The organism is Pseudomonas tritici (assembly GCF_014268275.3).
GTDB lineage: Bacteria > Pseudomonadota > Gammaproteobacteria > Pseudomonadales > Pseudomonadaceae > Aquipseudomonas > Aquipseudomonas tritici.
Genome location: NZ_CP077084.1, coordinates 1,071,595 through 1,094,543, shown reverse-complemented (window position 1 = coordinate 1,094,543; position 22,949 = coordinate 1,071,595). Strand labels below are relative to the sequence as shown.

Here is a 22,949-nt window from a genome sequence, read left to right as displayed (position 1 = left end):
GCTCCCACATTTTGATTTATGTTGCGTCCAAAAACGTGATCGCCCCAGGGCTGCTTTCTCTCAAGCGCAGCGCCAACACCGCCCCCGCCAGCGCAATCGCCGCACTCCACCACAACGCCAGCTCAATCCCTCCCGCACTCGCCACCGACACCAATACCGCCAACCCCAGCGCCCCGCCGTTCTGCTGGCTGGTGGACGCCATCCCCGCTGCCACGCCCTGCTCACCCGGCCGGATACCCAGACCCGCCGCTACCCACATCGCGGTCCAAGTCATGCCCTGGCCGATGCTCAAGATGAAAATCCCTGGCAGCAGCGACCAGAACCCCACACCGGTCGGCAACGCCCAGCACACCAGCGCGATTCCGACCGCGCCGGCTAGCTGCCCAATGACCAACGTATTACGCAACCCAATCCTGGCCAACGAGCGCTCCGCCAGCCAGATGCCGAACGTGCACACCAACGTCGCCGGCAAAAATGCCAACCCCGCCTGCAACACGCTGTAGCCGTAGACTTGCTGGTAATACAACGCCAGAAAGTAGTACTGCACACCAAAACTGCTCATGAACACCGCCGTCAGCACCATCGCCATGCGCAGCTCACGGTAGGCCAACAAACGCAGCGGCATCAGCGGGTCGCGGCCGCGATGTTCGATCCAGGTGAACAGCCCGAGCAGGGCCACCGCCAACGCCAGGCAACCGAGGGTGGACGTTGCTGCCCAACCCCACTCCGGACCTTGTACCAACGAGAACACCAGCAAAGTACCGCCGACGGTCACGGTCAACGCGCCGCTGATATCAAAGTTGCGCCCCCGCGCACGCTCACCATCGGCGGGTATCCAGTAACGCGCCGCCCAGGCGCAGCCACCGGCCAAAGGCACATTCACCAAGAACACTGCTTCCCAGCCCCACACCTGGGTCAGTACACCACCGAGCAACGCGCCCAGCGCCAGGCCCGCCGCCGACGCCGCACTCCACACGGCGAACGCACGGTTGCGTGCTGGCCCTTCGGCGTAGTGGGTATTGATCAGCGCCAAGGTGGCCGGGAACAACATCGCGCCACCCACGCCCTGCACCGCTCGCGCCAGCACCAGCAATACCGCGCTGCCGCCGAGCACGGCCGCCAGGGAAGCCAATGCGTAGAGTGACTGCCCCACCCGGTACAAGCGGCGCTTGCCGAGCAAGTCCGTGGCCCTGCCGCCCAGCAGCAGGAAACCGCCAAACGCCACGCTGTAGGCGCTCACCACCCATTGCAATTGCTGGGCGGAGAAATCCAGGTGCGTGCCGATCTGCGGCAACGCGACAAACACAATGGTGGCATCCAGCGCGATGATCAGTTGCGCCGTGGCCAGCAACGTCAGCATCCAGCCTGAGGGTCGAGAGGAAGGCATCACAGCGTCCTGTCCGGAATGAGAGGTCGTCAGTGTCTTTCATGCCGGATAGATGATAAATAGCGCTATCACTCTTTCAGTAATGACTTTAATCATGGATCTGAACGCCGTTCGCTTGCTGGTCCGCGTGGCCGAAACCCGCAGTTTCACGCGCGCGGCCAGCGACCTGGGTCTGACTCAATCCGGCTTGTCCCGCGCCATTTCGCGCCTGGAAAACGAACTGGGCGTGCGCCTGCTGCAACGCAACACGCGCAGCGTCAGCCTCACCCCCGACGGGCAGATGTTGTACGAGCGCAGCGCGCCGTTACTGGCGGAATTGGCTGAAGCCGAGAAGCTGATGCTCGACCGGCGCAGCAGCCCTTCGGGCCTGTTAAAGATCAGTACGCCGTCGTTGTTCGGGCGCAAAGTGGTGATGCCGGTCATCGGCGAATTGACCTTGCGTTACCCCGAGTTGCGTATCGAAGCGGTGATGACTGACCGTCTGGTGGACATCATCGACGAAGGCTTCGATGCGTTGCTGCGTACCGGCGAGATCCAGGACCAACGCCTGATCGCCCGCGCCCTGCCGCCATTACGCTGGGTCACGGTCGCCGCCCCCGCCTACCTAGCGCGCTTTGGCACTCCGCAAAGCGTTGATGATCTCAAGGACCACCACTGCCTCACCGTGCGCAATTTGCGCAGCGGGCGCATGGTGGATTGGCAATTCATGATCGAGGGCAAGGTGCGGGACGTGAGCGTCGAAGGACGGCTGATCTTTGATATCGGCGATGCCTTAGTCGACGGTGCCGTGGGCGGTTTCGGCATCGCCCAGGTGATGGATTTTGCCGTGCGCGACGACCTCGCAGCCGGGCGCCTGGTGCGTATCTTGGAAGACGTTGCCGGACGCAGTCGGGCGATCTCGCTGGTCTATCCGCCGTCGCGGCAATATTCACCGAAGCTGATGGCGTTTGCCGAAGCGCTGGCAAACGCACGCTGGTAAGGCTTAGAGCTGGCGCCCATCAATCGGCTGGCCGATGGTGAGGAAATGCCCGCCCGCCACATGGTGCAACGTGCGCAGTTCATCATGCCCTTCGAAGTGCCACCGGCCGTCGCTGAACACGCGGTCGTCGGCATAGGCCGCGACGACTTCACCCAGGAAAAGATCGTAAGTCTGCTGATTGTGAGGCTCGGGCAGCAGGCGGCATTCCAGCCACGCCACGCAGCCTTCCAGCAGCGGCGCTTCGGTGTGTTCACCCTTGAACGCTTGCACACCGTAAGCAGCAAACTTGTCAGTCTCGGAGCCGGTGGTGTTGCCGACCGTCTGCACGAGATCCGCCTGCGCCGCGCAAGGCACCTGAAGCACAAAGGTGCCGGCGCCTTCCAGCAGTTGGCGGGTCCATGTTGCCTTGTCCAACACCACGGCGACTTTCGGCGGCTCAAAATCCAGCGGCATCGCCCAAGCGGCGGCCATGATATTGCGCTGGCCGTTGTGTGCGGCGCTCACCAACACGGTCGGGCCGTGGTTGAGCAAACGGTAGGCCTTGGACAGCGGAACGGGGCGACAGTGGGTAGGGCTCATGGAAGGTCGACTCTTCATGCAAGAAAGCACCTACGATACCTGAAGCCCTACGCTCAACTCGACAGTGGGTTGGCGAACGGCTCCACTGCGCTGACCACTTCCTGCGCGCCGTCCTGGCGTTTCCACGATCACCGTGCCTGCCTCGGCCGCCAGGGCCAGGCCGTGCTCGACTTGCAGGCGGCCACCGGTCATCAGGGTGACCGCATCGCGAGCCTTGTCCTGGTTCTGACGCAAGGCGCGCATCAGCTTCCCGTTAAATTCAACGCACCAAAGCGGCTCATGAATGCTACGCGGCAGTTCTATCAGGTATGCTTTTCAAGCAGAAACAAAAAGAAACAATTTAGCCAGCCTGCTCGATAAGGAGTCCCGTTTTGGAGTTATCGACCGCCGCGTGGATGGTTCACGACACCCGTCTTATGCTCTGCGTACTGCTGGCCATCGCCAGCATCATCGTGCTGATCAGCGCGACCAAACTGCCGCCATTTCTGTCGATCCTGATCGGCACCTTTATCGCCGGCGTCGGCGCTGGCCTGCCGCCGGAAGAAGTGGCCAAGGCATTCAGCAAAGGCGCTGGGGCGATCCTGGGTGAAGCCGGGATCATCATTGCCCTGGGCTCGATGCTTGGCGCATTGATGGCGGAATCCGGTGCGGCCGACCGCATCGCCACTACCCTGCTCGGGCTGGGCAAGGGCAAGTCATTGCCTTGGGTGATGGCGCTGGTGGCCATGGTGATCGGCCTACCACTGTTCTTCGAAGTGGGCCTGGTGATGATGGTGCCGATCATCTTTGTGATGGCTAAGCGTTCGAACCAGCCCCTGCTGAAAATCGCCATTCCCGCCTTGGCCGGCATGACCACCCTGCACGCCCTGATGCCACCGCATCCGGGACCACTGATTGCGGTGGGCGCGCTGCACGCCGACCTGGGCCTGACCATGTTGCTGGGCTTCTGCCTGGCGGTGCCGGCAGTGATTCTTGCTGGCCCGATCTATGGCAACTGGCTGTCCAAGCGCCTGCACGTGGATGAGCCGGCCGACATCGGGGCACTGTTCAGCGCACCGCCCAAGGCGCCGCGGCAGCCGAGCTTTGGTGTGTCGTTGCTGATCATTCTGTTGCCGGTGATCCTGATGCTGGGCAGCACCTTGGCCAAGGTCGCCCTGCCGGCCGAAAGCACCGTCGGCCTGACCTTGAAGTTCCTCGGTGAACCGCTGATCGCCCTCGGCCTGGCCGTGATCGCCGCCGTGATCTGCCTGGGCTGGGCCGCCGGCATGCCGCGTGCGGAAGTCGGCAATACCCTGCGCAAAGCCCTCGCGCCCATCGCCGTGTTGCTGCTGACCATCGGCGCCGGCGGTGGCCTCAAGCAAACCCTGCTGGACGCTGGCGTAAGCCAGACCATCAGCAAGGTCGCCGAAGGTGCGCACATGCCGTACCTGTTGCTGGCTTGGTTGATCGCCGTGGCGTTGCGCCAAGCCACTGGCTCGGCGACTGTCGCCACCACCACGACTGCGGGCATTCTCGCGCCGATGATGGCGGGGTTGGCAGCGACGCAAAGCTCGTTGGTGGCGCTGGCGATTGGTGCGGGCTCGGTGTTCTTCTGCCACGTCAACGACGCAGGGTTCTGGATGGTGCGTGAGTATTTTGGCTTGCAGTTGAAGCAGACGATTTGGGTGTGGTCGGTGTTGCAGACGATTGTGTCCGTCGTCGGCCTGGTGGGTACGTTGCTGTTCTGGCACTTCTTGACCTGATAACTAGGCGGCCAAGGTGTGGCGCCTGCCAAACAGCGCCACACTCAACACCCCCACCGCGCCCATCACCACGCAATACCCCACGCAAATCCACGGGCTGGTCGGCATCAATGCAATCAGCAATAACGGCGTGGTACTCGCCCACAGCGCATACGCAATGTTGTAGGTAAAGGAAATCCCCGACACCCGCACCGGCGCCGGGAACAACCCGACCATCACCGATGGCACCGCGCCCACCACTCCGCAACTCAAGCCCGCCACGGCATAGGCCGCACCTAACCAGATGCCGCCGTTGATCAGGCTCGCGTACAGAACCGCAATCCCCGCTGGCAGCAACAGGCTGTAGACCAGCACGGCACGCCAGGCGCCGATGCGGTCTACGAGCAAGCCCGCCAATACGCAGCCAATGTTGAGGAAGACGATGCCCAAGGCACTCAAGGCGAAGGTGTGGCTGGGGCTCATGCCGAAGGTTTTTTGCATCATGGTTGGGGTGATGACCACGAGGACGACCACGGCTGACGTCAGGACGCAGGTGAGGATCATCGCCGGCAGCAACACGGCGCGGTGGTCGCGCAATACAGTGCGCAGCGGCATCTCGGCGGCGGCTAGGCGGCGAGCCTGCATTTCGAGGAACACTGGGGTTTCGCTGAGCCAGCGACGCAGCCATACGCCGATCACACCGAATACGCCGCCGAGCAGGAACGGGAAGCGCCAGGCGTAATCGAGGATTTCAGCCGGGGTGAAGACTTGTGCCAGCAATGTGGCAGTGAGTGCGCCAAGCAGGTAGCCGAAGGTCAGGCCGGCTTGCAGGAAACCCAGGGCGTAGCCACGATGATGGGGCGGCGCGTGTTCGGCAACGAAGGTCCAGGCGCTAGGGACTTCACCGCCCACCGCTGCGCCTTGCAGCACGCGCAGCGCCAGCAGGATCAAGGGTGCGAAATAGCCGATTTGCGCGTAGGTCGGCATGATCCCGATCAGCAGGCAGGGCATGGCCATCATCAGGATGCTCAGGCTGAACACGCGCTTGCGTCCCAGGTGATCGGCGAAATGGGCCATCAGGATGCCGCCCAACGGGCGCGCAAGGTAACCCGTGACGAAGATGCCGAAGCTTTGCAGCAGGCGCAGCCACTCGGGCATTTCCGGGGGGAAGAACAGCTGGCTCAAGGTCAGCGCAAAAAAAACGAAGATGATGAAATCGTAGATTTCCAGGGCACCGCCCAGGGCGGCCAGGCCCAGGGTTTTGTAGTCGGAGCGGGAAAAACGCTGCGCCTGTGAGGAAAAGGTGGCAGTCATGTGAAGGCTCGGCAGACAAACAAAATGGCGTGCAGGTTATGAGCTGAGTCCAATGATGGCAATCGCGACAGATATATTTGTTTTCCTCATGGATCGATGAAGATAACTGCATTCCCATATCAATGACCGTAGCGGAACATGCCGGAAAACTGCCGCCCCCCCTAATAAATACAAGAGGAATGCCCCGTGGCCGATGCTATCGAAGAAAGCCGCTATGCCCGATTTGCCCTGCGCTGTTCCAACTTCGCCGAACGCTGGTTTCCAGACTCCTGGGTGTTTGCCGCCCTCGCCGTGATCATTGTCGCCGTGGCGGCCCTGGGCATGGGCGCCGCGCCGACCGATGCTGCCAAAGCCTTTGGTGATGGGTTCTGGAGCCTGATCCCCTTTACGATGCAGATGGCCTTTGTAGTGATCGGTGGTTATGTGGTGGCCAGCTCGCCGCCTGCGGTAAAACTGATCGACCGCCTGGCGCGTATCCCCAAGAACGGTCGCTCGGCCGTGGCCTGGGTGGCGTTGATCTCGATGGTCGCCTCATTGTTGAACTGGGGCTTGTCCCTGGTGTTTGGTGGGTTGCTGGTGCGGGCGTTGGCGCGTCGTACCGATTTGCGCATGGATTATCGCGCGGCCGGTGCTGCGGCTTACTTGGGGCTCGGTGCCGTGTGGGCGTTGGGGCTGTCGTCGTCGGCCGCGCAGTTGCAGGCCAACCCGGCGAGCCTGCCGCCGTCGATTTTGTCGATCACTGGGGTGATCCCGTTCACCGACACGATTTTCCTGTGGCAATCCGGCGTGCTGTTGCTGGCGCTGATCGTGGTGTCGCTGATCATCGCCTATGCCACCGCGCCCGGCCCGAACAGCGCGCGCGATGCCAAGGCCTGCGGCGTCGACCCGGCGTTCAATCTGCCGAAGCTACAAGCACCGACCCGACCGGGCGAATGGCTGGAACACAGCCCGTTGCTGACTATCCTGTTGGCGTTGCTGGCTGCCGGCTGGCTGTTCCATGAGTTCTCGACCAAGCCGGCGATCAGCGCCATCTCGGGGCTGAACACCTATAACTTCCTGTTCATCATGGTTGGCGCCCTGCTGCACTGGCGCCCGCGCAGCTTCCTCGATGCAGTGGCCCGTGCGGTGCCGACCACCACCGGTGTACTGATCCAGTTCCCGCTGTACGGCTCGATCGCGGCACTGATGACCGTGGTCAAAGGCGGCGACGGCCAGACGCTGGCACACCATATCTCGACCTTCTTCACCTCCATCGCCTCCCATGACACCTACGCGCTGCTGATGGGCGTGTACTCGGCGGTGCTGGGCTTCTTTATCCCGTCAGGCGGTGGCAAGTGGATCATCGAAGCGCCCTATGTGATGCAAGTGGCCAATGACCTGCAGTACCACTTGGGCTGGGCGGTGCAGATTTATAACGCCGCTGAAGCGTTGCCGAACCTGATCAACCCGTTCTACATGCTGCCGCTGCTGGGGGTATTGGGGTTGAAGGCGCGGGATTTGATCGGCTTTTCGTTCGTGCAGTTGCTGGTGCACACGCCGCTGGTGTTGTTCCTGTTGTGGGCGTTGGGGACGACGTTGAAATATTTGCCTCCGGTGATGCCTTAACGACAGTGGTCAGCTTGTCGATTGAGGCCTGTTTCTGATGAATCGCGTGGGGTTGTCCCACCCCACGCGATGGCAATACCTGACTCCTCCCGCCAACCTCTTTGATTAACCTGACTCGGATTCCCACTCACAAAACACCAAGGAAAATCCGATGACGCCCCTATCCAAATCGTTGGAAGAGTTGATCACTGATATTTATAAGGACGACAACGTTTCGGTCACGGAGTACCGCGCTTTGCGTGACGATGCCGACCGTCGTATGGCGACCGTTATCAAGGAGTTTGGCCTGCATAACAACGTCACAGCCTTCCAGAAATCGATCGACGTGGCGATGCAGCTGTTGCAGACCACTGTTATCGATTCGAAAAAAGCCAAGCTGACTGACACGGGCGAGGCCATCGTCAAGGATGCGCTGACGGCGCAGGTAGAGTACTTGCGAGCCGGCAGCCAGTTGGCATTGCGCCTGTTGTGAGCCTCTGACTCCATAATTGTCTTCGTTCCGTCATATTGCATTGCTACCGTCCTGGCGAAATATCTTGCAACAACTCGCCAGGGATTCCCCGCTATGAGTGACGATCACGAAGACCACCCTTCCGCCGATTCCGTAGCCCAGCCGCCGGTAGACACCAGCCGCCGGCGCTTCCTGGGGGGTGCGGCGGTGTTGGGGGTTGGCGCCACCTTGAGTGCCTGCGGCAACACCAGCGAAGCGCCAGGCAAACCTGTGACGCGGCCGCTCACGCCGCAGGAGCTCGACAAAGCGCTGCGTGATCAGGTGAAAACCGTGGTGGTCATCTACGCAGAGAATCGCAGCTTCAACAATTTGTTTGCCGATTTCCCCGGGGTGGAGAAACCGCTGTCGGCACTTTCTGCCGCCGACACCCAGCAACGCGACCGCGACGGCAGCGTACTGAGCACGCTGCCCCCGGTTTGGGGTGGCGTATTGCAAGTGGGCCCGCAGACTGTAGATGGGGTGACCTACCCCAGCGACGTGCAATTCCAGGAAAACCTGCCTAACGCGCCATTTGCTCTTAAGGGCCCCAACGCTGAAGACTTGCCCTTGAGCCTGGTGACCCGCGACTTGTGGCATGTGTTTTATCAAAACCAGATGCAGATCAACGGCGGCAAGAACGATAACTTCGTCGCCTGGGCGGACTCCGGCGGCTTGGTGATGGGCCACTACGCCCAGACCCGTTATTCGCTACGCCTGTGGGACGTGGCCAAGGCGTTTGTGCTCTGCGATAACTTTTTCCAGGGGGCTTTCGGTGGCTCGTTCCTCAACCACCAGTATCTGGTCAGCGCCACCGCGCCGTTTTACCCGAATGCGGCTCAATCGGTAGCCAAGGCGCAGATCGCCACGCTGCAAAGTGAAGATCCCACCGACCCGCGCCTCAAGCCGCTGGACAAGTCCCCGGCCAGCGCCATGACTGGCCCCCCGCAGTTCGGTCCCAGCGCCCTCACCCCGGATGGCTACGGCGTGAACACCCTGGCCCCGCCCTACTGGCCGACCTGGATTCGGGACCCGGAAAATCCGGATTACGCCAAGCCCGACCTGCCCAACGTGCTGGTGCCGCAAACCCACGAACACATCGGCGACAAGCTGTCGAAAAAGAACGTCGACTGGGCGTGGTACGCCGGCGCGTGGCAAGCGACGTTGGACCAGTTCAAGGATTCGGGCGGGATTCCGAAGATTCCGAACTTCCAGTATCACCACCAGCCGTTCAACTACTTCAAAAAACAAGGCCCCGAGAACCGCGCCGAACGTGACAAACGCCTGCGCGACGGTGGTTTGGGTGATGAGTCGAGCACCAACAGGTTCTTCGCCGACGCCCAAGCCGGCAAGCTGCCCGCCGTGACCTTCTACAAGCCTCAGGGCAACCTGAACATGCATGCGGGTTATGCCGACGTGGCCTCGGGCGACCGCCACATCGTCCGCGCCTTGAAAGTCCTGCAAGACAGCCCGCAGTGGAAAAATATGGTGGTGGTGGTGACCGTCGACGAAAACGGCGGCTGGTGGGACCACGTGGCTCCGCCCAAGGGCGACCGCTGGGGTCCTGGCACGCGGGTGCCGGCGCTCGTGGTGTCACCGTTCGCGCGCAAAGGCACGGTGGACCATACGGTGTACGACACGGCATCGATCCTGCGGTTGATCACCCGAGTGTTCCAGCTGGAGACCTTGGACGGCCTGAAGCAACGTGATGACGCGATGATCGCCCGCGGCCAAAAGCCGATGGGCGACTTGAGTAACGCTTTGCAATTCAGCCTGTAGGTTTTCGTATCCAATAACGACACATCGGGTGATTTAGCACGCGGTTTTCCTGGTCAGACGCTACTGTGTGGAGGTGGGCTTTCATCCCGCGCAGACGGGCTTTCGCTGACAAGGAAACAACCATGTTTAAACCGACCAGGCTGTCCTTCACCCTGGCCGCACTGATGGCGAGTGCGGTCGTACAGGCCGACATCGAGGTACCGCTGGGGAGCACGCAGCGTGTGACCCAACTGTTCGCCTACCCCAATAACTGCAATGTGATCTGTTTTCGGCCATGGACGCTGGAGCAGACCGCCGAGCATTATCTGAGCCAGAGCCTGCAACGGGATGGGTACAGCCGCGCTAAAGTCAGCGTCAAGACCCATGACGGGCAGGTAGCAGCGACGTTCAGTGGCGTCCCTGACAGTTATGGCCAACCCCTGACCACCCTGCTCAATACCGCCGACCTGGCCTATCAAGGCGCCAGCAAACTCAACAGTGACGGCAAGTGGGCCTACAACTGGTACCTGTTCCTGCCGCTGGGCATGGCCCTGGAAAATCGCAAAAGCATCGAGCTGCTGCACTTCCCGCCGGATTACTCGCTGACTCAGGCCCAGGATTACCTGGAATCGGCCACCACTGACCGTTGGGCAGCCCTGCTCGTCGACAATGGCATCCCGGCCACTGAAACACCGGCTTACCAGACCATCATCGACATCGCGCCCATCGCCGCGCCTTCCAACGCCGGCAAGGACCTGGAAGCCGTCTACAGCTACTTCACTGATTACCAGATGCGCATGGTCCAGGAACTGAGCCTGCCCGCCAAAGGGGCATTGCCGATGGTGGCGTTTGGCGCGCCCGTGCGCAGCTGGATCAAGCAGCAATACGGGCAGACCGTGGGTGTATTGGGCCTGGCGCAGATCAGCCCGGGGGCCGGCCAGACCGTGCCGGTGCTGGGCGCCAACCATCCGAGTTACATCTGGTATGCCGCAAGCCCGGACACCTACGAGGGCAACGAACAGAAAGCCGACGAGGCCGGCTTGAAGGTGATGGGCCAGGACTTGAGCGCCGCCTGCTGGCAGGCCGGAATGGGGCAGAAACCGGCGAGTGACCCGAATGTGATGCTTAAAGCGTGCATGAACACCTGGCAGGTCACGCGCAAGGAGCAGACGTGTGAGTTGTTCTACAGCTCGGTGCGCAACCTGCCCTCGGAGCAGGCAAACGCAAAATGCGCCACGCCCGCCATCAAGGCACAGTTGAAGCAGCTGAAGAACGCCGCCCCATCCCCCGCTATTGCAACCCCGGCGCTATAAGCTGCACAAAAACCAACCGATTTCTACTGTCAACAATGACAGTAGAAATCGGCGCCCTGTTCAGCGAGTCTTGAACCGCGTCCATCCGCTGCAAGACTGGTAGTCAGACACCACCTGCAGGTCGATGCAGCCTACCCGAGGAGAGTGATGAAAACTCTGACCATGGATAAGGCTAAAACCGTCGAGAGCGAATGCCTTTACCCCTTCAAGTCACACCTTGAGAAGGGCTACCCTTCTACCGCGCAGTTCGAGGTGGTGCAGGTGGCTAATGGCCTGAGCGCAGGGATCAAGGCGCTTGTCGACTTCAATAGCCGCGTGTGCATCGCCAAGATCTCCGGCTACGCGGTGGGCGAGCAACGCCCCTGTACCGTGCAATTGTCGCCGCGCGTCCACCTGTACGACTGCTGGTTCAGCGGGCTGTTTTCACCCTCCAGCGATCCGAACGTATGTGTCGACAAGCACTACCTTGAGGTCTGGTCCTTGCGTGAAATCCGTGCCGGTGAGCTGCTGACCATCGATCATGCCGAGACTAGACTTCACCCAACGGACGCAGACGATATTGCGGCGGCAGTTGCTCAAAGCCACTGATGGTCGTGTTCAAACTCTTCCAGCGACCATCCTTGATGCCGTAGATGCAACCATGGATCGACAGACTCTGCCCACGGTGCCAAGCGTTTTGCACAATGCTGGTGTGACCAACGTTGGCCACTTGCTGGATCACATTCAGCTCGCACATACGGTCCACACGTTCTTCTTCGGTCGGCAACTCGGCCAACACCTCACGGTTTTCGTAGTAGAGGTCGCGAATGGTGCGCAGCCAGCCGTCGATCAGGCCGAACTGCCGGTCCTGCATCGAGGCGCGCACGCCGCCGCAGCCATAGTGGCCGGTGACGAGGATGTGTTTGACCTTGAGCACGTCCACGGCGTACTGGATCACCGACAGGCAATTGAGGTCGGTGTGCAGCACCACATTGGCCACGTTGCGGTGCACAAACAGATCACCGGGCAGCATGCCGACGATCTCGTTGGCCGGTACGCGTGCATCGGAGCAGCCGATCCACAGGTATTCCGGGGTTTGCTGACGGGCGAGCTTGGCGAAGAATTCGGGATCTTCCTGTTTGATCGCGTCCGCCCAGCGCTCATTGTTATCAAGCAGGTCTTGTAGTTCGTTCATCAGGGAAAGCCTCAGGAATGTTGCGCAGTTTTGTGACTGACAACCTCGCTTGCGGGTCACGCCTAGCGCAAATTAGCTTGAATCTTTGGGGCGCACGGCCTGTCCACACACTATAAGCCCCACAGTATGAGGATTGGCCATGACTGAATCACGACGTCCCTACGGCGCTACACAGCCCGAACCGATTGATGATAACGAAGATCGCATGGGTTCTATGCGCGAGCTGGATTTTGACGAGCCCGATCAAACGGCTGAGATTGGCGATGAAATCCCGCCTCGCGAGCGCGAGCACCTGATACCTGACGAACGGGTACGTGAAGCAGGGATGACCGGAGCGTCCACCGACGATCATGAGTCAACGGATGACGACATGAGCCCGGAAACATTGATCCGCGAGGATGGTGCGCGGGATGCTCGAGAGGAAGGTGACGATAATCCGGCGGATTTCGACTTGAGCATCGTGGACGAGGATGAGATTGGCGGCGGGAATGGGTTGGATGAGGCCGAACTGGCCGACCTTGATCCCGTTGACGGCAATCGCTGAAACGCCACGGAGCTCACTGTAAAAACTGGCCCTGTGGGAGCTGGCTTGTGTGGGAGCTGGCTTGCCTGCGATTGCAACGCCGCGGTGTGGATGACGCACCGCGGCGCCTGCATCGCGGGCAAGCCCGGCTCCCACAGGAGCCTGTGTGGACACTGAGTTTTGTGTTCAGTCGATCAGGGTGCAGGCCATGACGACCGCATCCTCGCGCCCCCCCACAGCAGGGTAGTAATCCCGACGCCGTCCGATCTCGTTGAAGCCGTAGCGCTCATACAAGCGAAATGCGCCGGTATTGCTATCCCGCACTTCCAGGAAGCACTCACGCGCATTGGCGGCATAGGCACGGGACATCAAGTGCTCCAACAGCGCCAAACCCAGGCCACGGCTCTGGTTCTCCGGCTTGACGGTGATATTCAGCAAATGCGCTTCATCAAGGATGATCTGCACCACACCGTGCCCCACCTGCTGCTCACCTTCAAACATCAACCAGATCTGATACTTGCCCAGCCCGTCGAGAAAAATTCCGCGGGTCCAGGGGTGGCTGAAAGCCGCGTATTCAATTTTCAGCACGGCGTCGAGGTCGGCCTCGGTCATCGGGCGGAAGGATAAAGCCTCACTCATCGGTTGTTTTCCAGCGCGCCATCAGCCGGCGCATGGCTTGCCAGACATCAGCCTTACGCTGTGGCTCTTCCATTAATAATTCCAGGCCCGGCAGGGCCCACACCGAACCCAAGCCTTCGACTTGCAGTTCGCGGTACCAGGCCTCGGCGTTGGCTTCGCCGGCAAACCGCACGGCGGGCAGGCCGATCAGCCACAGGCATACACAGGGTTCGTCTTCCAGGCGCGCCGACACAAAGCCTTGCACAAAATCCCGCGCCGCTTCCGGGCCCTGGTCCATGGTGCCGCGCACCAGCAACGGCCAGCGCACCGGGTCGCCGACAATCTGTGGGCTATCGGGCAGGCCGGCGGCGCGCAGCATGTCCTTGAGCAGCATGTAGGCCGGGTCGCGGGTCTGGAAACGCTCGCCGGTCGGTAACTCGACCAGCAGCAGGCAACGCCCGGCCCGCAGCAATTGCAGGGCGAAGCGCGGTGGCGGCACCACCGGAGCCTTGGCCACCGGCGCGGCCTCTTCGACGACCACGGCTTTGACGACCGGCGATGGGCGCGGCACTTCGATCTTCGCCCGCTCGACCACGGGGCGCGCCTCGGGCACAGGCTTGACCACCGCAACCGGCGCGGCCGCCTCCTCGCCCGAAGACTCGAACGCCTCATAGGGCTCAAGCGCCTGCAACAGCTCAGGCCGCGACGGTGCGGCAAACGGCAGTTCGGTGCGGGGCAGCCAGTTGACCACCTGCATGGCGGTCAAGTAAGCGCGACGTCGGGACTCGATAAGCACAGCTCGGCCACTTGTGGATAACTAAAGAGCGGCGATTCTACCGCTGTTCGGTAACAATCGCCCACTACACACTGACCGGCTGTGGATAAATCCCGCGTCCGATGCAGTACAATCGCGACTTTTAATCGCCAACCAGCCGGCCATTCCCATGATCGAACCCAAGCGCGTCCTGCGCGCCCTCGCCGAACACTGGGCCTTACTTGAGCCACTGTGCGAACACTTCGACCAAGGCACCCTGAGCCTTAGCGAACTGCGTGCGCAACTGGCCGCCCAACAACTGGACAGCACGCCCCAGGACATCACCAGCCTGCTGGACGTGTGGATTCGCCTGGATATCCTGGTGCCTGTCGCCAAGAGCCCGAACCGTTTCGAGCTCAACGCGCAGATCCACGACTTCCTGGCTTATCTTCGTAAGGAGCACCGGCTTGGCCTGTGCCTGGAAATCGAAGCCTACCTGCGCCACCTCGAACGCCTGGCCGGGTATATCCAGGACGCCTTCGACATTCGTGATGGCCACGACCTGGCCCGCCAGCTGCGCCTGCTCGACATGCGCGTGCGCGACGTGTTGAAAAAACTCGCCAACGACGAACAGGCCCTAGCCGCCGTGGCCGACCGCGCCAAGACCAGCGACCGCCAGATCCCGTTGCGCCAGCGCTACGCCGAAGTCCTGGCGACCTGGGACGAATACGTCGAACCGATGATCCAACTGGTGAACGCCGACGGCGCCTTCGAGCAAGGCGTGCGCAAGGTGGAGAATGTGCTGCTGCGCATGCTCACTGAGCAACAGCGCCTCGGCCACCTGGTGGACGACGACATGCTGCTGCGCACCCACGCGCGCATCCTCGAAATGCAGACTAGCGCCCAACTGACTTTGCGTCATGCGCGGGAACTGCTGTTGCCTCTGCGCGAAGAAGCGCGCCGGCACAACGCCGTGACCCGTGGCGCGGCGCTGGCGCTGTCGGCGATCCGCCGCAAAGGCCTGGACGCGGTACCGCAAGCAGCGATGCCGATGTTTACCCGGCCGCAAAGCACCTTCCTCGGCAGTGCCAGCCAGGTGGAAGCTTATGTGTATGCCCTGGCGAATTTCGAGCCGAAACCGGCGCGGTTCCCCAAGGCGCACAAATCCCACAAGGGCGAAGCCCAGCGCGCACCGCGGACGGTCAAGGAAATGCTCGAGCGCTGCGAAGACGCGCTGCCGATGCCGGACTTGATGACCTGGCTGCTGGAGCAGGAACCGGACGGCGCGACCGACGAGTTGCTGTACTGGTTCTCGCGCCTCTCGCGCGAAAAACGCTTCAAGCGCGAGCGCCTGGAACGCCGCGATTACCACACACACGAGCACCAGGTCAGCCTGCGCTCATTCGCCCTGCTCCCGGCCACGCCTGACGCGGCCGAGAATTCCGCGAGCACACCTTATGCATCTTGATCTATCCGAACTGTCCCAACTGGCGCCGATCTTTCGCGAGCTGTTCAAGGGTTACCACGTCAGCCGCCGCGATCCGGAGCTGTACGCGCAACTGTCGAACTTCCAGGACCAGTACCGCACGCTGTTCAAGGCCCTGGGCTTTGAGCTGGTGTGCGATACGCGGGGCTTCTACTACTTCGTGCCGGACACCGCCGTGGCTGCCGCGCAGGTAAACAAGACCGCGCAGCGCCTGGCGTTGTTCACGTTCATCATCGTCGAGCACTTGGCCGACCAGGGTCGTGACCCGATTGCCGTGCTGGATGGTGGCAGCCTGGGCCGCGATGAGCTGCCGTCGCTGTTGGAGAAGTACCGCGACCTGTTTATCCAGGCCGAAGTGCAGACCCAGGAAGAGCTCGAAGAAAAAATCATGCGCCGCATGACCCAGCTGGGTTTTGCCAGCGAAGACAACGGCATTTACCGCTTCCTGCCGCCGATGCACCGTTTCCTGGATGTGTGCCTGTCGGTGCAGCAGGACCGCGACCTCGCTGCCAGCGTGCACAGCGTGTTGCCACTGCCGGCGCCGGTGATCATCGACGAAGACAGCGATGAGAAATTGCTGAAAACCGATGACCCTCTCGACTTGAGCGACTTCGCGGATGAAAGCGAAGAAGACGCCCTGGCCCGCGCCATTGCCGAAGAACAGGAGACCGACGCATGAGTAAGGAACGCTACGGCATCCGCCGCTTCGCCCTATTGAACACCGCCGGTTACAGCCTGGGTTTGTTCCCGCTGGAAGAACCGCTGTCGGTTTACGGCGCAAACAACCTGGGTAAATCCGCGTCGATCAACGCCTTGCAGTTCCCGATCCTGGCGCGCATGTCGGACATGAGTTTCGGCAAGTACACCCTGGAACAATCGCGGCGCTTCTACTTCGCTACCGACACCAGCTACATCCTCGTGGAAGTCTCCCTGCCCCACGGCCCGCATGTAATCGGCGTGGTCGGGCGCGGCCCGGGTGGCGGTTTCGGGCACCAGTTCTTTGCCTATGCCGGCAAGCTGGACCTGGCCCACTATCAGAAGAATGACACCTGCCTGCGTCAGAAAGAGCTGTTCACCAACCTTGAGCGCGAGGGCCTCAAAGCCTACGAGCTGAAGCCGGATGAGCTGCGCCGTTTGCTGGTGGGTGGCCATACATCGATCCCGCTGGACCTGACGTTGATTCCGCTGCGCTCTACCAGCGAACAGAGCCTCAAGACGTTCCGCGCGCTGTTTATCAACCTGCTGCACATGCGCGAAATCACCGCGGCCAAGCTCAAGCAATTGTTCCTGGATGCCTTCGAACACAGCCTGCGTTCCGGCAGTGTTGATTACATCGCGGCGTGCGAAGAAGCCTTCCGCGACGTACGACGCATGGAGCAGGACTACAACGCGTTGGTTGCTGCCGGGCCGTTGGTGGAAGCCCTGGCGAATGGCGTGAAACAACGCGATATTTTGCGCGGCAAATTGCATCGCCTGTCGCCATTGCTGGATTCGTTGCTGGGCACTTGGTCCGACTACGCCAGTGCACGCAAGGAAGAGCTGACGATCCAGGCCGAGCATTACCGCAACGAGCAGGATGCCCTGCAGAACGACCAGCGTGGCGGCACCCAGGAATTGATGCGACTGGAGCGTGAGATCAGCGGTATTCAGCGTTGGCTGGGCGAGCTGTCGGTGCTCAAGCATCGCTTTGCGCTGGTCGATGACGTCAAGGTGCTGGAGCAGCAACTGCTGGCGGCCAAGGATGCTCACGATGAGTTGGCGGGTGCCTTGGCGCAATCCCGACAGTTCAGTGCCGAGGACCTGGACGAGCGTCTGCGCGACCTGGAAAAACGCTTGAAGTCGGTCAAGCAGCAGCTGGATCACGCGGACAACAACAGCTACGCCAAGCTACGGGAAGAATTCTCGCAGCAGGATGTCGAGCGACTGATGCGCCTGTTCAACAGTTCGCTGTTCAGCCTGCCGCTGGGCGAGCATGGCATCACGCTGGACGAGGAAGGCCTGTGGGTGAAATCCCTGGAGCAGATCCTCGATGGCTTCAAGGGCGAGCGTTTTGAAGTACCGGGGCTGGCCATCGATATCTCGCACATCGAGCCACCGGCGTTGCAGGCCTTGGCGGATCGCGCGGCGTTGCGCGACCAGAAAGAGCGTCTGGAAAAAGAACTCAAGCAGCTGAAAACCCAGCAGGCTGTGGCGTCTGACCGCGCGGCGAGCAAAACCCAGACTGAAGCGCTGTACCAGCAGGTACTTGATGCGCAGAAAGCGCTGGAAGACTTCCGTCGCGCGCAGACCCTGAGCGCAGAAGAAGGCGAGAAACTGGAAAACCTGGCGCAGATGGAAGCGGCGCAAGATGAGTTGAAGCGTTCCAGTGATGCGTTTACCGAGCGCGTCCAGCAGTTGTCGGCCAAGCTGCAATTGGTCGGCCGTCAGATCGGCGACATGGAAGCCAAGCAGCGCACGCTGGATGACGCCTTGCGCCGTCGTCAGTTGCTGCCGGCGGACTTGCCGTTCGGCACGCCGTTCATGGACCCGGTCGACGATTCCATGGACAACCTGCTGCCGCTGCTCAATGACTATCAGGACAGCTGGCAAGGTTTGTTGCGCGCCGATGGCCAGATCGAAGCGCTGTATGCGCAGGTGCGCCTCAAGGGCGTGGCCAAGTTCGACAGCGAGGACGACGTTGAGCGTCGCCTGCAACTGCTGATCAACGCTTATGCACACCGTACCGATGAAGCCCTGACCCTGGGCAAGGCGCGCCGTGCAGCCGTCACCGATATCGCCCGGACCCTGCGCAATATCCGTAGCGACTACGACAGCCTTGAGCACCAGTTGGCGTTGTTCAACCGCGAGATCAACAAGCGCCAGGTGTCCAACCTGCAAAGCTTCCGTATTGTGCTGGCGCCGAACAAGGAAGCGCTCAAGCATATCGACCAGATCATCCACAGTGCCGGTCAGTATGAAGAAGGCGAGACGCTGTCGGTGTTCGACCTAAGCCATAGCGCCGAGCAGGACAACAAGAACGAAGAAGCCAAGGAGTACCTGGCGCGCCTGGTAGCTGCCAACCATAACCAGTTGGGCCTAAAGGATTTGTTCGAACTGGCGTTCGAGATCACCAAGGTAAACGGTCAGCCGGTGATTCATACCGATATCGATGGTGCGGCGTCCAACGGCACCACCATGACCATCAAGGCGCTGACCAACATGTACTTGTTGCTGCACTTGATGGATCGCGACCAAGCCGGGCGTGTGCGTTTGCCGTACTACCTCGACGAGGCAGCAGACATCGATGAGAAGAACCAGGCCGCCTTGCTGGAGACGAGCTTGCAGCTGGGCTTCGTGCCTATTCTGGCCAGTGTGAAGCCGCAGGTATCCGCCCAGGTGGCGATCGACCTGGAAGGCGGTAGCGGGCCGAACGGGATCTATATCGATGAGGCGGATTGGAAGTACATCCGTCGTCACGATGTAGTGAAGGCGACGGTGAACGTGCAGGCGGATGAGCCGGAGTTGGATGAGGTCTGACTTGAATAGCTGAAACGCACAAGGCCGCGATCTTATGGATCGCGGCCTTTTTTATGGCTGGTTTTTTTGTGTCGAATGGAAGGGCCTCATCGCGGACAAGCCCGCGATGGACGCACCTCGGTTTACTTGCCGAGTTGAATCTTAGGCGCCCAGGTCAGCCACTCATCCTCAAACTTGTCGAACAGCGGGAAGGTTTGCTGTGGCCGCGCCGCGTTGCCCATGCGTTCGCCGTCTGGCGTGGCAAAGGCGATACCGCCAGCGACCAAGGTCTCCAGGGATTCAGTACGTACGGAGGCACCTTTGAACAGCCCGAAGTCGAAGCCGAAGCCGCTGGTGTTCCAGAAACGACTGCCGCTGCGCACGAGGGCGGCGTACTTGGGCTCAATCAGGATATGGATGAGGACACGGTCAGCGGTCTGGCCCAGCTCATAGCCGGTGACTTTGCCCACGGTGACTTCGCGATAGGTGACCGGAACGCCTTCCTTCAGCGAACCACGGCGGGCGGCGCTGAGTGTCAGGCTCAGGCCCTCTTCCTTATGAGCAGCCTCAGGCGGCTGTTCCAGGGCGACGAAGTTTTTTTGTGGCCCGCCATTTCTGGCTGCCGGTTGCACTTCGATGTATTGGCCGGTGACCAGAGTTTCCAGGTTAGAGGTTTTCATCAAGCCCAACTCTGGCTTGACCACCCAGAACTGGCTGCCAACCCGTGCGATGCGGTCCGCTACCTGAGTGATACGCGCGCTGAGCAATACCGACTGCATGTCGGCGCTGAGGTCGACGCTTTCAATCTTGCCCACATCCAGGCCCTTGAACCGCACGGGTGTGCCAGGGCGCATGCCGTCGGCGCGGTCAACTTTGATGGTCACCAACGTGCCGTGCTGGTTGGCGGCCTCGCGGTCGGCGAACAGGCGGAAACGCGGGATGCGTTTTTTCAACGGCACGTTCGGCTCCGGCGTTTCGAAAGCGATACCGCCGGCCATCAAGCTGGCCAAGGATTCACTTTTTACCTGGATGCCTCCCGTGAGGCCACCCGTGAGGGTGACGCCGCTGGCATTCCAGAATCGCGTCGAACCGTTGACCAGGTTTTCGTATTCCTTCTCGATATGAACGCCGATCACGAGCTGTTTTTTCTTGCGCGAAAACTGATAGCTCTGAACCGAACCGACCTTGACCTGTTTGTAAAGGATCGGGCTGCCGACATCCAGCGAGCTCAGGGTGTCGGTGAGCAGCACCATATGCAGGCCGGGGGAGCGCAGGTCCAACGGCGGCGCCTTGGCGCGAGCCTCATATTCACGCTGCGGCGGGGTGCCTTTGTCACCGGGCCGAATGGCGATGTAGTTACCTTTGACCAATGCCTCAAGCCCGGTGATACCGGCAAGGGAAATGGAAGGTTTGACCACCCAGAACTGGGTGTCCTGGACCAGGTAGTCTTCCGCCAGGGGGTCGAGTGTCAGCTCGGCATTAGCGCTAGACAGGTCCGGGTTGATCTTCAAGGTCTTCAGACTGCCGACCTGGATGCCTTTGTACATCACCGGCGTGCGGCCGGCCTGCAGGCCCTCAAAGTCAGAGAGTTTGACCTTGACCTTGATACCGGCTGCGGCGGCGTCGAAATCCTCATACAAGCGGAACGGCAGGCTCGGATCGGTCGGCGGACTGTCCTTGCGGTTCTCTGGCGTGGCGAAGGCGATACCGCCAGCGACAATACTCGAGAGGGATTCGCTGCGCACCTTCACGCCGGAGAGATTGGCGTCAATGCTGATGCCGCTGGCGTTCCAGAAGCGCGTGTGTTTGCGCACCAGGTTGGCGTAGGTCGGCTCGATGTAGACCTTGATCTCGACGGTGCTTTGGTCCTCGGAGAGCAGGTAGCTTTTAACCTGGCCGACCTGGATCTGCTTGTAGAACACAGGGCTTCCACGGTCCAGTGAACCGAGGCGATCGGCCTTGATAGTCAGGTGCAGACCGGGCTTGGCGTCGGACAAGGGCGGCTCTTCGGAGAGTGCCTTGAATTTACGTGTGGGCTCACCGTCGCCAGGGCTGGCAGCAATGTAGTTACCCGAGACCAGGGTTTCGAGGCCCGTGATACCCGCCAGGGTAACGCTCGGCTTGACCAGCCAGAAACGGGTGTTGGTCCTGAGGTATTGCTCGACGTCCTTGTTCATCTCGATGGTGGCAATCACCCCGCGATTGCTGCCTTCGTCGTCAAGGGCCAGGGTTTTGACCTTGCCCACGGGCATGCCTTTGTAGACCACTTCTGTCTTATTGGCCTGGATCCCTTCACCGCTTTCAAAGCGAACCTGAATTTCGAGGCCTTGCTGGGAGTAGGCACGCCATCCCAACCAGCCGCCGATGATCAGGGCAATCAGAGGCAACACCCAGATAGCCGACCAATTGGAGGCCGGGCGGGTTTTAGCTTTAGGCAAATCACTCATTGTCGTCGTCCGACTCCGTGTTATCCCAAATCAGTCGGGGATCAAAGGTTACTGCGGCGAACATCGTCAAGATCACCACACTGGCGAACGCCGCAGCACCGAGATTGGCCTCGACACTGGCAAGTCGCCCAAAGTTTACGACCGCCACCAGAATGGCGATTACGAAAATATCCAGCATGGACCAGCGGCCAATGAACTCGATAAAGCGGTACATCACAATGCGTTGCTGGGCGGACAGCGGCTGGTGGCGCTGCACTGAGAACAGTAGCAGCCCAATGCCCACCAACTTGAATGTGGGGACCAGAATACTGGCGATGAACACGACTGCTGCGATGGGGTACATGCCGTGCTGCATCAGTTGGATCACGCCTGCCATGATAGTACTGGGCTCGCCCTGCCCTAACGAGTTGACGGTCATGATGGGCAGCAGATTGGCGGGGATATACAAGATTGCCGCCGTGATCAGCAACGCCCAGGTGCGTGTGAGGCTGTTCGGGCGTCGGGCATGAATCAGCGCACCGCAACGGGTACAGAGTTGCTCGTCGGAGTCAGCGTCTTGTTTATTCAGTTCGTGGCATTCAGTACAAATCAGAATGCCCGCATCAATCGCCCGCATGATCATCCTCTCCTGACAACGCTTGCCAGATCTGGTGGGGCGACATCACCACCTCAAGCAGCACCTGAACCATTAATAGGCTGATAAAGCAGACCAAACCAAGGCCGACCGTGATGGAGGCCATGTCGGCGAGTTTTACAATCGCCACCAGCACGCCCATCAAGTAGACCTCCAACATTCCCCAATCTTTCATGTGATGGTAGATGCGGTACAACAGCAGCCCATAACTGCGGCCGATATTCCAGCGGATGCTGAGCAACACAGCCAATTGGCAGAGTAATTTGAGCAGCGGAATGGCCATGCTGCAAAGAAACACAACGGCGGCGACCCCCTGCATACCGGTATTGAACAGACCGACAACGCCACTCCATACGGTGTCTTCCGAGGACTGCCCGAGTAGATTGAGCTGCATGATCGGCAAAAAGTTCGCAGGGATATACAGCAGCAGCGCGGCCAGCACCAGGGCGAGGCTTCGCTCAACGACGTTGTGGCGATGAGCATAAAGCTCATAACCGCACCGTGGGCATTGGGCTTTTTCACCGACGGCCAGCACCGGCTTGCGCATCAGCAAGTCGCACTCATGGCATGCCGCCAGGTCGTCCAGTGGTAAATCCGATACCTCAAGGGCATCAACCGGCTCGGGCATAAGTAGGGCTCGGACTCTAAAAAAGGTTAGGTGCCTATTCTAGTGGT

Annotated in this window: 20 protein-coding genes and 1 pseudogene; 11 read left to right on the top strand and 10 right to left on the bottom strand. The window is 60.7% G+C overall.

What is annotated here, in order from left to right:
• Nucleotides 1–16: 16 nt before the first annotated feature.
• A complete protein-coding gene (locus HU722_RS04680; protein WP_083213964.1) occupies nucleotides 17–1,360 on the bottom strand; it encodes an MFS transporter in 1,344 nt (447 codons plus the stop codon).
• A gap of 121 nt (nucleotides 1,361–1,481) precedes the next feature.
• Here HU722_RS04680 and HU722_RS04675 point away from each other — a divergent pair, with 121 nt between their 5' ends.
• Nucleotides 1,482–2,366, top strand: a complete 885-nt coding sequence (locus tag HU722_RS04675) for a LysR family transcriptional regulator (protein ID WP_065875222.1) — start codon at nucleotides 1,482–1,484, stop codon at nucleotides 2,364–2,366.
• Between the two features lie 3 nt (nucleotides 2,367–2,369).
• On the opposite strand, the gene HU722_RS04670 is transcribed toward HU722_RS04675, so the two are convergent.
• On the bottom strand, nucleotides 2,370–2,945 hold the full coding sequence (locus HU722_RS04670) for a flavin reductase family protein (RefSeq protein ID WP_065875223.1): 576 nt from the start codon (nucleotides 2,943–2,945) through the stop codon (nucleotides 2,370–2,372).
• Between the two features lie 53 nt (nucleotides 2,946–2,998).
• A pseudogene (locus HU722_RS04665) lies at nucleotides 2,999–3,179 on the bottom strand (chemotaxis protein); the annotation flags it as partial.
• 137 nt (nucleotides 3,180–3,316) lie between these two features.
• On the opposite strand from HU722_RS04665, the gene HU722_RS04660 reads away from it, so the two are divergent.
• Entirely contained in the window at nucleotides 3,317–4,687 is a 1,371-nt protein-coding gene (locus HU722_RS04660; protein WP_065875225.1) for a GntT/GntP/DsdX family permease, read from the top strand.
• Nucleotides 4,688–4,690: 3 nt separating this feature from the next.
• Here HU722_RS04660 and HU722_RS04655 read toward each other — a convergent pair whose 3' ends face one another.
• Nucleotides 4,691–5,980, bottom strand: coding sequence for an MFS transporter (locus tag HU722_RS04655; RefSeq protein ID WP_186754950.1), 1,290 nt, complete (start codon nucleotides 5,978–5,980; stop codon nucleotides 4,691–4,693).
• A 186-nt stretch (nucleotides 5,981–6,166) separates the two neighbouring features.
• Here HU722_RS04655 and HU722_RS04650 point away from each other — a divergent pair, with 186 nt between their 5' ends.
• The 5 genes from HU722_RS04650 to HU722_RS04630 all read left to right on the top strand — a co-directional run bounded on the left by HU722_RS04650 (nucleotide 6,167) and on the right by HU722_RS04630 (nucleotide 11,731).
• Entirely contained in the window at nucleotides 6,167–7,585 is a 1,419-nt protein-coding gene (locus tag HU722_RS04650) for a short-chain fatty acid transporter (RefSeq protein ID WP_065879679.1), read from the top strand.
• 151 nt (nucleotides 7,586–7,736) lie between these two features.
• Nucleotides 7,737–8,057 carry a hypothetical protein gene (locus tag HU722_RS04645; protein WP_065875228.1) on the top strand — a complete coding sequence of 107 codons (321 nt, stop codon included), beginning with the start codon at nucleotides 7,737–7,739 and terminating at the stop codon, nucleotides 8,055–8,057.
• A 93-nt stretch (nucleotides 8,058–8,150) separates the two neighbouring features.
• Nucleotides 8,151–9,851 carry an acid phosphatase gene (locus tag HU722_RS04640; RefSeq protein WP_065875229.1) on the top strand — a complete coding sequence of 567 codons (1,701 nt, stop codon included), beginning with the start codon at nucleotides 8,151–8,153 and terminating at the stop codon, nucleotides 9,849–9,851.
• A gap of 122 nt (nucleotides 9,852–9,973) precedes the next feature.
• Entirely contained in the window at nucleotides 9,974–11,143 is a 1,170-nt protein-coding gene (locus HU722_RS04635; RefSeq protein WP_065875230.1) for a hypothetical protein, read from the top strand.
• 147 nt (nucleotides 11,144–11,290) lie between these two features.
• Nucleotides 11,291–11,731 carry a hypothetical protein gene (locus HU722_RS04630; protein ID WP_065875231.1) on the top strand — a complete coding sequence of 147 codons (441 nt, stop codon included), beginning with the start codon at nucleotides 11,291–11,293 and terminating at the stop codon, nucleotides 11,729–11,731.
• Here HU722_RS04630 and can read toward each other — a convergent pair.
• Entirely contained in the window at nucleotides 11,673–12,317 is a 645-nt protein-coding gene (gene can / locus HU722_RS04625) for a carbonate dehydratase (protein ID WP_065879680.1), read from the bottom strand. The two genes, HU722_RS04630 and can, sit on opposite strands and share 59 nt — an antisense overlap.
• A 139-nt stretch (nucleotides 12,318–12,456) precedes the next feature.
• Between can and HU722_RS04620 the strand changes: the two genes are divergently transcribed.
• The gene (locus HU722_RS04620; protein ID WP_065890581.1) at nucleotides 12,457–12,861 is read left to right on the top strand and encodes a serine kinase/phosphatase; all 405 of its coding nucleotides are present in this window, start codon (nucleotides 12,457–12,459) and stop codon (nucleotides 12,859–12,861) included.
• A 165-nt stretch (nucleotides 12,862–13,026) separates the two neighbouring features.
• Here HU722_RS04620 and rimI read toward each other — a convergent pair whose 3' ends face one another.
• Both rimI and HU722_RS04610 read right to left on the bottom strand, forming a co-directional pair.
• The gene (gene rimI, locus HU722_RS04615; RefSeq protein WP_186754946.1) at nucleotides 13,027–13,479 is read right to left on the bottom strand and encodes a ribosomal protein S18-alanine N-acetyltransferase; all 453 of its coding nucleotides are present in this window, start codon (nucleotides 13,477–13,479) and stop codon (nucleotides 13,027–13,029) included.
• On the bottom strand, nucleotides 13,472–14,215 hold the full coding sequence (locus HU722_RS04610) for an energy transducer TonB (protein WP_065875234.1): 744 nt from the start codon (nucleotides 14,213–14,215) through the stop codon (nucleotides 13,472–13,474). The genes rimI and HU722_RS04610 overlap by 8 nt, the downstream gene beginning before the upstream one ends.
• 187 nt (nucleotides 14,216–14,402) lie before the next feature.
• Between HU722_RS04610 and mksB the strand changes: the two genes are divergently transcribed.
• The 3 genes from mksB to mksF are packed head-to-tail and all read left to right on the top strand — an operon-like array spanning nucleotide 14,403 to nucleotide 19,214.
• Complete coding sequence (mksB, locus tag HU722_RS04605) at nucleotides 14,403–15,680, top strand: Mks condensin complex protein MksB (protein ID WP_049710159.1); 1,278 nt, start codon at nucleotides 14,403–14,405, stop codon at nucleotides 15,678–15,680.
• Nucleotides 15,670–16,377: an Mks condensin complex protein MksE gene (mksE, locus tag HU722_RS04600; RefSeq protein ID WP_016974932.1), complete on the top strand. Its 708-nt coding sequence runs from the start codon at nucleotides 15,670–15,672 to the stop codon at nucleotides 16,375–16,377. Before mksB ends, mksE begins: the two co-directional genes overlap by 11 nt.
• Nucleotides 16,374–19,214 carry an Mks condensin complex protein MksF gene (gene mksF, locus HU722_RS04595; RefSeq protein ID WP_065890582.1) on the top strand — a complete coding sequence of 947 codons (2,841 nt, stop codon included), beginning with the start codon at nucleotides 16,374–16,376 and terminating at the stop codon, nucleotides 19,212–19,214. The genes mksE and mksF overlap by 4 nt, the downstream gene beginning before the upstream one ends.
• A gap of 122 nt (nucleotides 19,215–19,336) precedes the next feature.
• Here the strand turns inward: mksF and HU722_RS04590 are convergent, their stop codons facing one another.
• The 3 genes from HU722_RS04590 to HU722_RS04580 are packed head-to-tail and all read right to left on the bottom strand — an operon-like array spanning nucleotide 19,337 to nucleotide 22,902.
• Nucleotides 19,337–21,640: a PqiB family protein gene (locus tag HU722_RS04590; RefSeq protein ID WP_186754944.1), complete on the bottom strand. Its 2,304-nt coding sequence runs from the start codon at nucleotides 21,638–21,640 to the stop codon at nucleotides 19,337–19,339.
• On the bottom strand, nucleotides 21,633–22,256 hold the full coding sequence (locus tag HU722_RS04585) for a paraquat-inducible protein A (RefSeq protein WP_049710163.1): 624 nt from the start codon (nucleotides 22,254–22,256) through the stop codon (nucleotides 21,633–21,635). Before HU722_RS04585 ends, HU722_RS04590 begins: the two co-directional genes overlap by 8 nt.
• Nucleotides 22,243–22,902 (bottom strand): paraquat-inducible protein A, encoded by a 660-nt coding sequence (locus tag HU722_RS04580; protein WP_065875237.1) that lies wholly within the window; start codon nucleotides 22,900–22,902, stop codon nucleotides 22,243–22,245. Before HU722_RS04580 ends, HU722_RS04585 begins: the two co-directional genes overlap by 14 nt.
• Nucleotides 22,903–22,949: the final 47 nt, after the last annotated feature.